The 14,027-nt window shown below is 44.2% G+C and carries 8 protein-coding genes; 4 read left to right on the top strand and 4 right to left on the bottom strand.

Going from position 1 to position 14,027, the window contains the following annotated elements:
* The first annotated feature begins 1,165 nt into the window (after window positions 1-1,165).
* From AB6E85_RS01885 to AB6E85_RS01870, 4 genes are all read left to right on the top strand, one after another.
* Window positions 1,166-2,383, top strand: a complete 1,218-nt coding sequence (locus AB6E85_RS01885; RefSeq protein ID WP_017061213.1) for a ParA family protein — start codon at window positions 1,166-1,168, stop codon at window positions 2,381-2,383.
* Between the two features lie 5 nt (window positions 2,384-2,388).
* A complete protein-coding gene (locus AB6E85_RS01880; RefSeq protein ID WP_017065141.1) occupies window positions 2,389-3,363 on the top strand; it encodes a ParB/RepB/Spo0J family partition protein in 975 nt (324 codons plus the stop codon).
* A 93-nt stretch (window positions 3,364-3,456) separates the two neighbouring features.
* Window positions 3,457-5,550 carry a GNAT family N-acetyltransferase gene (locus AB6E85_RS01875; protein WP_372141204.1) on the top strand — a complete coding sequence of 698 codons (2,094 nt, stop codon included), beginning with the start codon at window positions 3,457-3,459 and terminating at the stop codon, window positions 5,548-5,550.
* 419 nt (window positions 5,551-5,969) lie between these two features.
* The gene (locus AB6E85_RS01870; protein ID WP_372141202.1) at window positions 5,970-7,640 is read left to right on the top strand and encodes a FapA family protein; all 1,671 of its coding nucleotides are present in this window, start codon (window positions 5,970-5,972) and stop codon (window positions 7,638-7,640) included.
* Window positions 7,641-7,762: 122 nt separating this feature from the next.
* On the opposite strand, the gene AB6E85_RS01865 is transcribed toward AB6E85_RS01870, so the two are convergent.
* Genes AB6E85_RS01865 through AB6E85_RS01850 form a run of 4 tightly spaced genes read right to left on the bottom strand, consistent with a single transcriptional unit; the run spans window position 7,763 to window position 13,931 of the window.
* Complete coding sequence (locus tag AB6E85_RS01865; protein WP_372141200.1) at window positions 7,763-9,877, bottom strand: type I secretion system permease/ATPase; 2,115 nt, start codon at window positions 9,875-9,877, stop codon at window positions 7,763-7,765.
* 18 nt (window positions 9,878-9,895) lie between these two features.
* Window positions 9,896-11,806, bottom strand: a complete 1,911-nt coding sequence (locus AB6E85_RS01860; RefSeq protein ID WP_048610189.1) for a LapD/MoxY N-terminal periplasmic domain-containing protein — start codon at window positions 11,804-11,806, stop codon at window positions 9,896-9,898.
* A gap of 5 nt (window positions 11,807-11,811) precedes the next feature.
* On the bottom strand, window positions 11,812-12,480 hold the full coding sequence (locus AB6E85_RS01855; protein WP_019823329.1) for a transglutaminase-like cysteine peptidase: 669 nt from the start codon (window positions 12,478-12,480) through the stop codon (window positions 11,812-11,814).
* Between the two features lie 59 nt (window positions 12,481-12,539).
* The gene (locus AB6E85_RS01850; protein WP_372141198.1) at window positions 12,540-13,931 is read right to left on the bottom strand and encodes an HlyD family type I secretion periplasmic adaptor subunit; all 1,392 of its coding nucleotides are present in this window, start codon (window positions 13,929-13,931) and stop codon (window positions 12,540-12,542) included.
* Window positions 13,932-14,027 lie beyond the last annotated feature (96 nt).

The following is a 14,027-nucleotide window of genomic DNA, read 5'->3' as shown; positions in this document are numbered from 1 at the left end:
TAACTGATCTTTTTGATTAATATGATCTTAAATGATTAAGTGATCTAATGATCTGGACGTAACTTTGCTTTTAAGTAGCTGAATTTAAAGTATTAAAATAAATCGCCTTGGAAAGCATGATCATAAAGGTTCCGAAACTATGATCATTAAACTTAAGAAAGCATGATCACAGAACATCAGAACGATGATCATTAAGTCATTGTAAGCATGATCATTATTGGTTCGAAAGCATGATCATTATACTTATACAGCTTATCCACAGATCGGAATTCAACATCGGTTTCTAAGTCGCTTTTGACTTGTCTATGTGGACACTTGTGGCGGCCAATCTATCGGAACAATGATCAAGAGAGCATACTTTTTTATCGTTCCTACCCTATTGAGTGCAAAATTTAGTCTGTATCCGCTGGAAATGGATTGCTTTGATGTATTTAGCGCTGGTGGGTCTTAACTAGGAAGCATGATCATGAAATTGTCATGTTTGTGTATTCTCGGTCTGTGTCGATTGAATTTTCAATCATTGAGCCCTTATAGGCGTTGAATCCCCATTCCAAAAGCATTTGTCCGTAACTTAGCTCATAAATTACATGCTTCCGGAACTATGTTTACTTGATCATTTTTCCGGAAGTTGATCATTTCCAATGTGCAGTTGCTCGGATCAATATCGCTCAGTTTACGCCTTGATCATGCTTCATAATTTGGCGTTATTAATTATCTTACACTGGATGTGTTCCATGATCATTCTTCCGGTTAGGCTCCAATCCTCTGCTTTTTTTTGACACCCCATCTCTCTTCTGTTTTGAATTTTTTTGTTCATTGAGCGTTTTTTAATTTTTATTGTATTGAAAATCTATAAATTCGAATGCAAATCACACCAACCGTAATCTACGGTTGTATTTCAATCGTTCCGAAGGTTTTTCTCTGAAATTCCATTTACATTGTAAATAAGTGATGCTGTAACATTTTAAATGTAGGCTGGAAATAATATGGTTATGCATGATAAAAACGGTGATTTTTGTGTTTGTCTAAGGCGATGTTTCATCAAATTGTAAAAACGCAGTCTATTTTATGTGATTTTACTCATAAATGTATGTTCATGTTTTTGTTGTGTTTGTTGTTAATCGCTGTACAATTTGTACTTAGTTAATCATTACGGAAACTGGCAATGAAAAGAGAACAAACGATTGATAAGCTCTATCAGCTAGCCGAACAAACTCAACAAGTTCAGGCTGACCGAATTGAGATTATTTTGGAAGAGCGAAGTGATGAACATTTCCCTCCAATGTCTAAAGCTATGATGGAGACTCGTTCTGGTTTAACGCGTCGTAAACTCGATGAAGCGATCACTAAACTTGAAGCTGATGGCCATCAGTTTACAAAGAACAACGCCAATCATTACTCGATTTCATTGACAGAAGCTCACATGTTGATGGACGCGGCAGAAGTGCCGAAGTTCCATGAACGTAAGCAGCACGCTGACAATAAGCCATGGATTATCAACGTACAAAACCAGAAAGGTGGTACGGGTAAATCAATGACAGCGGTTCACTTAGCTGCTTGTTTGTCTCTGAATTTAGATAAGCGCTACCGTATCTGTCTGATTGACTTGGATCCACAGGGCTCTTTGCGTCTGTTCCTTAATCCACAAATTAGTGGGGCAGAGCACGACAGCATTTATTCTGCCGTCGATATCATGTTGGACAACGTACCTGAAGGCCAAGATGTCGATCTAGAGTTTCTTCGTAAGAACGTACTATTGCCAACTCAGTATCCAAACCTGAAGACAATTTCTGCTTTCCCAGAAGATGCGATGTTTAACGCTGAAGCTTGGCAAAGCCTTTCACAAGATCAGTCACTTGATATTGTTCGTCTGTTAAAAGAGAAGCTAATCGACAAAATCGCCGATGACTTCGATGTGATTATGATTGATACCGGCCCGCACGTTGACCCTCTAGTATGGAATGCAATGTACGCGTCGAACGCACTTCTGATTCCATGTGCTGCTAAGCGTTTGGATTGGGCTTCAACGGTTAACTTCTTCCAGCACTTACCAACGGTTTACGAAATGTTCCCGGATGACTGGAAAGGGCTCGAATTTGTTCGTCTAATGCCAACCATGTTTGAAGACGACAACAAGAAACAGGTGTCAGTTCTGACTGAAATGAACTACCTGTTGAATGACCAAGTAATGATGGCAACCATTCCAAGAAGCCGTGCTTTTGAAACCTGTGCCGACACTTACAGCACGGTTTTCGATCTAACGGTGAGCGACTTTGAGGGCGGTAAGAAAACTCTAGCTGTTGCTCAAGACGCAGTACAAAAAAGTGCTCTAGAATTAGAGCGCGTATTACATAGCAACTGGCCTTCACTTAATCAGGGATAACAACAATGGCAATTAAAACATCTGACTTAAATGCAAAGCTATTTGGTAAAGCAAACAAACGTCGCGTAGCAACACCACAAGAAGCGCAAACAGCGGCAAAAGAGCAGGCTCAAGTGATCGAGCTTTCTGTTGCTGGCGAAGATTTGGTTTCATTTGAATTGGTTCGAATCCCTGCGGCTGAAGTAGCTACTCGAACGGTTGTTTTTGAAGAGAACGCTCGTGAGCAATCTTTCTTAAACGAGCACGCGCTTTCTGATGTTCTTACAACATTGAAAGAACGTGGTCAGCAATACCCAGCGGTTGGTCGTAAGAACAAAGACGGTAAGATTGAAGTTCTTGATGGTAGCCGTCGTCGTATGTCATGTATTTTGGCTGACAAAGAGTTCCTAATCTATGTTGCTGAAAACATTAACGGCGAACACGCTAAGTTCCTATCAGACGTTGCTAACGCTCATAAACCGCTTTCTCTTTATGAGAAGGGTAAAGAGATGCAAGCGAAGCTGGATAAAGGCGAAGCTGAAGACCAGAAAGCACTGGCGAAAATGTTCCAGTGCAGTGAAGCTTTGGTGAGTGGTGCATTGAAAGCGGCTGCTCTACCACTTGAATTGCTACAAGCTTACCCAAATGTGAGCGACCTTGGTCGTCCAACCATTGTTAAACTGCACAAGCAGTTTGGTGGATTGACTAGTGAACAGCAGCAAACACTGCTGACTAAGTGTGATGCTTCTGAAGGTTTTGTATGGCAGCGTAGTGAAGCTCAAGGCGTAACTCGTCTAACCAAAGACGTGACAGAAACTTTGGAAGGTTGGATTCTTGAATTGGCGCCAGCGCCAGCGAAGAAAGCTTCTCCAAAAGTTGAGCTTATTAAGGGCCGCGCATCATACAGCCGTAAGGGTTCAAACTTGGCGTTGAACCTTAAGAAAGTTGATGATGCAACAATGGAAGAAATCCTCGCCTTCGTTCAATCGAAGCTCGACTAAGTCGACGACTTTTCATTACTCCTCCAAAGCCGCTTTATGCGGCTTTTTATTTGGCTGTGATAAACTGTGTTTAGATGAATCTGGACGCTAACTATGACAAACCCAACCAACACTTTTCTGCATACACTTTCTAATATTGCTCAACATAATGATCACCGTTACGGCGTGGTCTTTGATGGCGATTTTGATTGGCAAAACTCAGCTGTTTTTACTTTCCTTCAAGACTCACACACTCCGAGCATCTTCCAGATTGGCGGTACGCCATTTGAAGGTGTGATTCATGCTCCAGTAAAAAAAGGCCAACAACTGCTTGGTCGTGAGTGCCAAGTTCTTGTTTGTGATTTTAGAGAGCAGTTTGATGCGAATGGTTTTAGTGCCGCACTAGGTTCGTTAGTCGGAGGGGGGCTGTTGTTGGTGTTGCCGCCAAAATTTGATGGCTCTGAAGATAGCGAGAGCTTTGGTCAACGTTGGTTAAAACGTCATTTCGATAAACTGATTTCTGTTTCACAACACAATGAAGCCGGCGATGTAGTTCAAGCAACTCACGCTCTTCCTCAGATGCAAAGCGCCCGAAACGGATTGGACAAATTTGAACAGCAAAACACGGCTGTTGAATTAGTTAAAAAGGTAGTGTCTGGACATCGTAAACGTCCTTTGATTCTCACCGCGGATAGAGGGCGTGGTAAAAGCTCAACATTGGGTATTGCAGCAGCGCAGCTGTTAGCTGAGCGTCACGGGTTTAATATTATTGTTACGGCACCTTCAGTGAAGGCGGTAGAGCCGGTATTTTCTCATGCTAGCCAAGGGTTGGAATCTTGCGAAGTGGTAAATGCTACTCACATTCGTCATCAAGGTGGCAGTTTAAGATTTGTCGCGCCAGATGAATTACTTAAATCTAAGCCTGATTGCGATCTGTTATTGGTTGATGAAGCAGCTGCAATTCCAATTCCGATGCTTAAATCCATGGTCGACATCTATCACCGTATGATCTTTTCAACCACGGTACATGGTTACGAAGGCAGTGGACGAGGGTTCGGTATTAAGTTTGAGTCTTGGCTTTCTGAGCATCGTCCGGGGTGGAAAGGCTTTAAGCTCGAACAACCGATTCGTTGGAATAACAACGATCCGCTAGAAGCTTGGTTGTTTGATTGCTTCCTACTTGGTAATGACGCATCACTCAGTGAATCGTTGGTTGATGAACTCGATGGCTTTTCTGCCGAGGCAATCAACCAATTAAACTTGGTCGAGTTATCAAAAGCAGAATGCTTGGCTAATCCTAAGCAGCTACAGCAATGTTTTTCTCTTCTTGTGGATGCGCACTATCAGACCTCGCCTAATGACTTAATGCAGTTTCTCAACAATCCAGCAATCCGTTTATACGCCGCTTGGCAGCAAGATGAATGTTTAGGTTGTATGTTAGTGACGGAAGAGGGTGGTTTGGATAGCGAGTTGATTGCTCAAATTCAACTTGGAAAACGCAGGCCTCAAGGTCACCTTGCTCCAGTATTACTGGCAAACCAACTTGGCTGTACTCAGGCGGCGACCAGCCGTTGCCTTCGAATTATGCGCATTGCTGTTTCAACGCTTCATCAAGGTTTGGGTATTGGCCGTTGGATGTTAGCTCAGTTATCACAGCAAACCAGCCAAGTAGATTATCTGGCGACAAGCTTTGGCGCGACCAGCGAATTGATTTCTTTTTGGCGTGGTAGTGAATTCGAAGCTGTACACATCGGCCACCAGCGAGATCAGGCCAGCGGCTGCCACTCGGTTCTGATGGTTAAGGCGCTTAGCTCAAACTCTCAAGGCTGGTTAAATCAAGTTCAAAATCACTTCGAGCGTAGCTACTGTTTTCTTGTTTCAGGTTCTTTGGTTTCACTTGAAACCGATATGGTGCGAGCACTGCTGCCAAAGAATATCCACATCGTTAGCGAGTTTGAAACTCAGTTAGTTAGAAATTACGTGAACGGTGGCAACAGCTATGATGCGATCAGCTTCAGCGTACTGAACTTGATTCTACTCAGTAACGATCGAAATATAGGTATTTCTGACTTACTCATCGCAAAGGTTGTTCAGCAGAAAGAGTGGGGGATTTGTGTCGAACAGTTTAATCTTGTTGGTCGCAAACAAGCAGAGATTCAGTTTCGTAAAGATGTCGATGCTCTGCTAGCAAATTTACAGTGTAAATAGACAAGCCATCATTTAAATAGACTGACCGCTACAAATTAGATTTACAGTGTAAATTAGAATCTTGGATTTACACTGTAAACTGAAGCTCTATATTGAAATCCGTTTTTACCCTGATTATCTGTTACATCACTTCTGTTTCATCTCTCCATGACAGCCTTTAATCTTCTAAAGCTATTCGCCTTTACTATCTTGCACCAATATCGAATCGACATTCAATCACACGAAATATGCTGAAAAATTTTCCTATGTATTTGTAAAGGCGAAGCAGATCATAAAATGTGTAAGTCTTATTTATGAGTCATGTTTGCAGAATCGAAAGTAAGTGATGTGACGCTGATTATTCTAATAATGTGATACTCAGCGCAGAATGAATTATATAGACTGAATAACAACTGAGTCATTAGGGATACTCAATTCGAATGTGGGATAACATCGTTACATTGTCGGAAGACAAGCAACAAGTAATGGCATGTCTGCCAACCGGGACTGTGGTTGACGCAAGCTTTGATAACAAGACGCTGCCACCAACCTTGGAAGCTTTGAATGCATCAAACTATTTTCTTTTCGAAGAAGAGGTTTTGCGTTTTGTTACTCTTGCTAAAGAAGGTAAAGGTGAAGCTTATGAAGGTATCTTGATTGCAGAAGTTCGAAATGCCAGTGTTACGGTCGAACTGTCTGATGATGAGATGTTGGCGAGTCTTGTAGTTACTGGTCCCTATAATGGACACCCACTGCGTGGCAGCGACATCATCCAATGTTTATCTCAAGCTCAAATAACAAAAGGAATAAATAAGTTAGCGCTCAGAAAAGTTCTGATGATGAGTAGCAAACTTAAGCCCGGCGAAAAGTTTACTCAGCCAGTCGCTAAAGGGACACAACCAGTAAAAGGTAAAGACGCTAAGTTTGCCGCTTTGGTTGAAGATATTACTCGCCAAGTCTTGAAGCCTCGCAGCAAAGATGAAGGCAAGATTGATATGCGAGACTTGGGACAAACCATTACCGTTGGTCAAAATGATCACTTAATGAAACGTACCCCCGCTACCAAAGGTATCGCTGGCTTTACCGTTCAAGGCCGAATTATCCCACCGCTTCCTGGACAAGACAGTTTAATCAAGCCTGGAAAGGGCACCTACATCTCCCCTGAAGATCCCAATTTACTACTCGCCTCACACCCTGGATTGCCCATCATTAAAGATCGAACCATCGAAGTGGATGACGCCTTATGTGTCAGCAACGTCGATGTCTCAACTGGGCACGTTAAATTTAAAGGTAATGTGTTTGTCTCTGGCAACATCGAGCCGGGGATGATCGTCAAGGCGACCGGAAGTGTTACGGTTGGTGGCTTTATCGAATCGGCCGAAGTTCAAGCTCAGGGGGATATAAAAGTCGCCAAAGGCATTATCGGCCATACGACCAAAGAGGGTGAGCCAAAAAGTTGTAAGGTATTTAGCAAAGGCTCTATCACAGCAAGCTACGCACAGAATGCCGAGCTACAAACGGCCAACGACCTTAGACTTGGTGTGCACAGTATGAGTAATGACATTCGCTGTGGTAACAACCTTATCGTGATGGACAGTTTGAAAAAACACGGCACGCTCAGCGGTGGTGAAGCCAAAGTCGGCGGGAAAGTAGAATGTGTCTTCTTAGGCGTTGAGGGAGACACCGCAACTAAAGTACATGGCTTTGCGCGATACGACGGTTACCGACAGAAGATAGCCGAGCTGAAGGAAACTTATAAACATACGCAAGAGCAAACCATGGGTGTGATTCGCCAAGAATTAGAATTTAAGAAGCGTCCGAAAGCCGAGAGAAGCGAAGAGCAAGCTCTAGAAATTGAGCAGCAACGAGAGAAGAACAACCTCGCAATTGAAAATACAAAATCGCAGTTAGATACACTCGAAGCGGAGTTTGAAACCAACCTTGCTGAATGCACGGTAGAGGTTCACGAAAAAGTGTATACCCGAGTGACGATTCAATTTGGTGATGAGACAGTCACAACCAAGCGAACCCACGGCGGAAGTGTTTTCTCATTCAACCAATACGAGATCCAATGTTCATTCAAGATGGAGCAAGAAGACATTGCTTTGTAGGCTTTGTGTTGAACACGAGTGACGTATGGCTTAGGTGACGATACCGACAAATAGAAAAAGGGGAGCTGATGCTCCCCTTTTGCTTTCTACTGATAATGATTTATTTAGATGGCTTGAGCGCTCTAGCTCACCGCTCTTACTTTACCTTGTTTGAGGTCTGACAGAACTTGCGCTTTCGGACCATCGGCAATAATGCAGCCTTTCTCCATTACAATCACGCGGTCGACAATATCCAGCATCGACGTTTTGTGTGTGATCAGGATTAACGTCTCGCTTGGAAGCAATTGGTTAAGCTGGTGCTTGATGTGCATCTCTGAACGGTTATCCATAGCACTGGTTGGTTCATCCATTAACAACACTGGCGGACGGCCTAAGAAGGCTCTGGCAATTGCAATCGACTGACGCTGACCACCAGAAAGTAACGCACCGCCTTCACCGACTTGGCGTTCTAAACCTGCAGGATCTTGCTGAGTAAACGCAGTTACGCCTGCACGGTTCGCTGCATCCATCACGTCACGGTCATCCACCAAAGGGCGACCTAAAGTAATGTTGTCTCTTACCGAACCGTAGAACAGGTTACTGTCTTGCGGAACACAACCTATATTGCGTCGTACGTCGACATGATGCAGTTGCTCCATGTCGGTGTCATCAATGCGTACATGGCCTTCTGTGGGCTTGTACAGGCCCATAATCAGACGTTCTAGTGTGGTTTTACCTGAACCAATACGACCAATGATTGCTACTTTCTCGCCTGGGCTAATATTGAGGGTTAAGTCTCTGATAGAAGCCACTGGTGAATCTGGGTAGTGGAACGTCACCTTATCTAGTGCGATATGACCCTGAATAATCGGACGGTGGATGTAGCGTTTACCTTCTTCTTGTTCATCAGGCATCGACATCACTTGCTCAATCAGAGTCATTGACGACTTCGCTTGGTTGTAACGAGTCGAAAGCAAAGACAACTGAACAAGAGGACCAATCGCTCGGCCGCTCAACATGGTCGCGGCAATCAAGCCACCCATAGTAAGTTCGCCTTCCGCTATTAGGTACACGCCAAAGATGATCATACCTACATTAGTACTTTGCTGAACGAAGCCGGCGGTGTTTTGGATGCTGTCTGTGATGCGTCGGCTTTTGATATTCCAATTTGCCATGTGAGCAACCGCTTCTTCCCAACGGAATTGGAATTGGCTTTGTGCACTGAACAGCTTAACCGTTTCTAATCCTGCCAAACTCTCAATCAAGTTTGCGTACTTCTGCGAAGCAAGACGAGAGCCTTCTTCAATGGTGCGGCGCAGTGGGCCTTGGATTAGCAATGCATAGACGATCAAAATGACCACGCCAGCAACGGGAACGAATACAAGGTTTCCAGCCATTAACCAAATGAGTGCTAAGAACATCAGTGCAAAGGGGAGGTCGATTAACGAGCCAATGGTTGCAGAGGTAAAGAATTCACGAATGGATTCGAACTCTTGCAAGTTTTTAGCGAAAGCACCGACAGAAGCAGGCTTTGCTTCCATACGAATCCCCAGTACTTTACTGAACAGCTTGGAGGAAATGAGAATATCGGATTTCTTACCAGCAACATCAATGAAGTAGCTTCTCATCAATTTGAGCAGCAAATCGAATAGGAACACGACAAAGATACCACTCGCTAGCACCCACAAAGTTTCAAAGGCGAGATTGGGTACTACCTTGTCGTACACCAAGCGTGTAAACATCGGCGCGGCTATCGCGAAGATGTTGATCAGAATGGAGGCAATCAACACATCTCGGTAGATGTTTTTAGATTCCCAAATAGTGCTCCAAAACCAATGTCCTTTACGTGTTTTTAGAACCTCTGGTGAACGTTCATCATATCGGAACTGTTTCTTTACCAAGAAGTAGCGACCGATGAATTGTTCTTTCAGCTCTTCGACAGGAATGATGATTGGCACCATTCCGCTTTCCGCGGTAATGATTTCCGCTTCTTGCTTCTCTAAATCGATACTGTTGAGAACGCACGCCTCGCCTTGTTTAAGCAGTAAGACAGCAGGCAGTATCAGGTGAGGGATCTTTTCTAAGTCGGAACGGTTTTCTTTCGCCACTAACCCTGCTCGTTCAGCAGAGCGAGGGAATAGGAAAGGGGTTAGCTTTCCATCGGATAGTGGTAGCCCATTGATCAACGCTTCGGGCGAGTTAGCTAACCCGTAATACCGGCTAACGTAGATCAGTGAGTTCAATAGTGGATCTTGCATGTGATATAACCCTTACAACTATTTATCAACAATGAAGCCTTGGAACACTTCTACGTAGTTATCAGACAGGATATCTAGCTGAGTCTGAGTTTCTATTCGAGACGCGATGGTGGTGACGCCTAGGTTGTGAGCGGTTCTAGAGATCGACGTTAAGGTGAACTTCTGTTTTTCGTCATCAAGGTTATGTGTGAACAGGTAATCTAGCTTCACATAGCTTGGACGGTATTCGTTGATGTAATCCAGTGATTGGAAGTTACGTCCGTAGTTATCGACACCAAACACCGCTTCAGCGTTGCGAATGGTGTTACACAAGAGTGCCGTGTAGTGCGGAACGTTGATGAAGCAGTTTTCTGGAATCTCAAAGTGCAGCAAATGAGCGATTGAAGCATTCTGTTCAAGCGTCTTACCGATCCAACGGATGAAGCTTGGTTGAGAAATACTGCTTGGTGAAATATTGATAGCGACAGGGCTGGTTACTTCTTTTGCATTGAGCTTTTCAATCATCTTCTCGATAACGTATTGGTCGAGAATGTGGCTCATTTCAAGCTGCTCTAGGGCGTATAGATATTGGTTAGCACCGTAACGCACGCCATCTTTTTCAATCGCAGAGAACACCTCTTGGTGATACGTTTTACCAAAGGCATTGTTTGCAGCCTGCAGACGGAAGGTAATGAGGTCGTTGATGATCGCTTCTTCAACCAACATACGCCATTGTTGTTTGCCCATCACTGCGCCGTGATCGTCTGCGGTTACGTAGCCGTAAGCAAGTTCTCGATTCGCCTTGGCACTTGAAAGTGCGTTATCCACCAGCGACATGATTTCAGTACTGGTTTTACGCTTGTTGCTGTAGGTCACACCAAGAGCAATATGTGGATTCGCAGTACCTGTTGGGTCTGAACCTAGGCTCTGAATACAGTTTACGATGCTGCTCGCGACAAGTTTCAGTTCGCTCTCATCAATGTTTGGCATGATGAAACCAAATTCGTCACTAGAAATACGAGCGATGGTAATGTCTGGTGATGAAATTGAAGCCTGTAGCTGTTCAGCCAGTTGATGAACCAAGGCATCACCTTCTTGATAGCCCTTTTCATCGTACTCTTCACTAATAAACTCCGCTTTAAGTACCGCTAAACCACCTAAGCTCGACTCTTCTAACCATTGAGTTAACTGAGACATGTAGTAAGCACGGTTACCTAGCTGAGATACAGGGTCGATATACGCTCTTTCACGTAACTTCTGAGCTTCTTTCGCTTGGTTTTTAAATGCCAGTTCAACTTGAGTCGACATGTGGTTGATACCATCGACAACCAAGGTCAGATCTTTTGTCTTTGGACGAGCCAGTGGTTCGCCAAACTGATTCTTAGCGATCTGATCCATCTTAGTAATGATCAACGAGAGTGGGCGTAAAGCACGCTTAAGGATCCAAGAGATAGACACTAAACCGAGCAAGAAGATCGTGCCAAATATGCTCAGTAAGCGGATGAATGCTTGCCAAAGTTGATCGTAGGCAGGGCCTGGGTGACTTACGATCTCGACTTCGGCCAATTGCATCCAGCCACTGGTGATCACGCGGCGGTCATGAACAGGTTCGAACAGGTTTAGGTTGGTAAACCACTCTGGTACGCCGGTTGGCTTTACAGGGTATGAGCGGAGAATGTCTTCACCGCTGTCGAGAAAGATTAATCGAACGACGGAATAAGAACTGCCATCAAACAGGGCGTTGATAACAGACTCTACTGCCACCTTGTCCTTTTCTTCTAGGTAAGGGGCGAGAGCCAGTCCAACAGTATTAATGGTATTACTTACCTCAGAGCGTTGCTGCTCTTCTAAGTATCCACGGGTGGTATTGAATTCGATCATAAAAACTGACGTCATCAGCAGTATGAACACTGCAACCATCCCGACCACAAGCTGTTTATATAAAGTCATTGTACCTACTCATCGTAATTGATAATGGGTTTGTTTAATTTTAGAGAGCGCTCACGTGAACGTAAGTCGTTCCATAAGCTCAATCTTGAAGATTTCCCTGCTAACTTGCCGCTGCCTGCTGCCGACTTGATCAACCAAAGGTTTTTACCGTTGAAACTGTAAATTGGTCGTAGATCTGGGCGTTTGGAACCGCGTTTAATTTCAGGGTTTAAGTTGTCCAAAATTAGTGGCTCTGCACTCGGTGTTGAGTAATACGCCAACACCATGTGGAACTGATTTAGCTCAAGTGCCTTTACGTACACTAATCGTAATTTCTTATCTGGGACGCCCAGTTCAAGCAAAGAGAAGTATTTTGCGATAGTGAAGTCTTCACAATCACCGGCGTTGCTGCCTAAAAATTCCAGTGGTGTTGCCCAGTAGTCATTCTTTCCCCACAGTATGTTGTCATCGACAAAGTACATCTGGTTGAAGAACTGGTTCACCGACCTGAGCTTCTCTTTTTCACTTAATCCGTCGTATGACGTCATATTTGAACGCCATGTTGCCACTCGCTTTCCGGCTCTGTCGCCGTAGGTTTTGGTCACCGCATCTATCCACCGTTGGTCGCTCTTGTTGAGCGCCACAGAGGTAAAAGAGGTGAGGACCAGCAGCAATAGCGAAATCCGAGACTTCATAGCCTCTGCTCTTGTCTATTTGCTGTGTATTGAAAGGCGTTATCAAACATCAAACGTCCTTACTCTTTTAGTGCATTGTTTTGAGCGCTTAATAGTGGCTTCAACATGTACTCAAGCACGGTTCTTTTACCCGTGATGATATCGACAGAGGCGGTCATACCTGGAATGATTGGCAACTCTTCGTTCTGTCCAAAATTGTGTTTTTCGGTGCGCACGCGCACGATGTAGAAGCTATTGCCTTCTTCATCTTGAGTGGTATCGGCACTGATGTGCTCTAGCACGCCTTCTAGACCACCGTATTTAGTGAAGTCGTAAGCACTGAATTTAACGATGGCTGTCAGTTCTGGGCGTAGGAAGGCGATGTCTTGAGGAGCGATTTTCGCTTCAACCAATAGAGAGTCTTCTGTCGGTACAATCTCAACGATGTCCATACCCGGTTGGATAACACCGCCGACAGTATTAATACCGAGTGTTTTAACGGTGCCAGTTACCGGAGAAACCACTACGGTACGGTTTACTCTGTCTTCTAGGCCAACGGCCGATTCGGTCATTGCAGAGAGCTTGTCTTGGGCTTGATTGAGTTTTTCTTGTTGTTCCGAGCGGAAGTTCAATGCGGCATCAATACGGCTGAGCATGGATTCTTTGATTGCTGAGCGTAGCAGAGGGATTTTTAGCTCGCTTGAAGTCATTTCTCGGCGAGTGTCGTTCACTTGTCTTTGCAGTTTAAGTAATTCAATTCGTGGTACTACCCCTTCATCGGCGAGAGGTTTGGTGATATCCAGTTCTTGGCGGGCAAATCGGTAACTCTGTCTTAAGTTATCGACACGCGCTTTAATTTCGACAAGGTCTTGTTGTTTCTGTTCAACTTGTTGATCAAAAACGGAAAGTTGGTTTCTCAGATTATTGAGATCTTGACGATATTCTGCTTTTTGACGATTAACCAGTTGAGGTTGAAGTTCATAGAATTTAGGTGGGAACGCAAGCTTGCCATAATCGAGAGTGACACTTTTCTTCCATTCTTTTTCAGAGAACTCTTCGTCGATAACAACACTGGTTAATGAGGCTGAAAGCATCAATACGTTGGCGGTTAAATTGGCAACTTGTTGTTCACGTTCGCGGAAGTCTGAGCGGAAGCGAGTGTCATCGATCAATAGTAGTTGTTGACCTTTTTGAACGCTTTGGCCTTCTCTAACTAAGATCTCTTTAACCAAGCCACCCTCAAGGTTTTGCACCACTTGGATCTGAGAGGAAGGGATCACTTTGCCTTGGCCAACGGTAACTTTGTCGATCTCTGCCCAGGCAGACCACCCAATAGCAGCAATAAAAAACAGAACGATCACCCACAACATAATACGCGCACTGGTGGGCGTATTGAGGAGCAGTGCCGCTGTTTTATCATCGACATACTCAAGCTCGGTCTCGTTCAATTTGCTGAAATTTTTCTGACTCATAACAGTCCTTGTTCGCTAAATAAAAGTGCAAGCCTATTGAGTGTATTCTTACTTCTGATAAATGTTAAGATTTTGTTCCTTTAAATCTTTGAATTT

It is taken from the genome of Vibrio sp. 10N.247.311.51 (assembly GCF_041467855.1).
In the GTDB taxonomy this organism is placed as follows: domain Bacteria; phylum Pseudomonadota; class Gammaproteobacteria; order Enterobacterales; family Vibrionaceae; genus Vibrio; species Vibrio coralliirubri.
Note: the sequence above shows the minus strand (reverse complement) of the source record. Positions and strands in the feature narration are given on the sequence as shown.

What these genes read in the sequence shown, in the direction of transcription:
- AB6E85_RS01885 (WP_017061213.1), top strand. Translation starts at nt 1,166, where the DNA reads ATGAAAAGAGAACAAACGATTGATAAGCTCTATCAGCTAGCCGAACAA.
- AB6E85_RS01880 (WP_017065141.1), top strand. Translation starts at nt 2,389, where the DNA reads ATGGCAATTAAAACATCTGACTTAAATGCAAAGCTATTTGGTAAAGCA.
- AB6E85_RS01875 (WP_372141204.1), top strand. Translation starts at nt 3,457, where the DNA reads ATGACAAACCCAACCAACACTTTTCTGCATACACTTTCTAATATTGCT.
- AB6E85_RS01870 (WP_372141202.1), top strand. Translation starts at nt 5,970, where the DNA reads ATGTGGGATAACATCGTTACATTGTCGGAAGACAAGCAACAAGTAATG.
- AB6E85_RS01865 (WP_372141200.1), bottom strand. Translation starts at nt 9,877, where the DNA reads ATGCAAGATCCACTATTGAACTCACTGATCTACGTTAGCCGGTATTAC.
- AB6E85_RS01860 (WP_048610189.1), bottom strand. Translation starts at nt 11,806, where the DNA reads ATGACTTTATATAAACAGCTTGTGGTCGGGATGGTTGCAGTGTTCATA.
- AB6E85_RS01855 (WP_019823329.1), bottom strand. Translation starts at nt 12,480, where the DNA reads ATGAAGTCTCGGATTTCGCTATTGCTGCTGGTCCTCACCTCTTTTACC.
- AB6E85_RS01850 (WP_372141198.1), bottom strand. Translation starts at nt 13,931, where the DNA reads ATGAGTCAGAAAAATTTCAGCAAATTGAACGAGACCGAGCTTGAGTAT.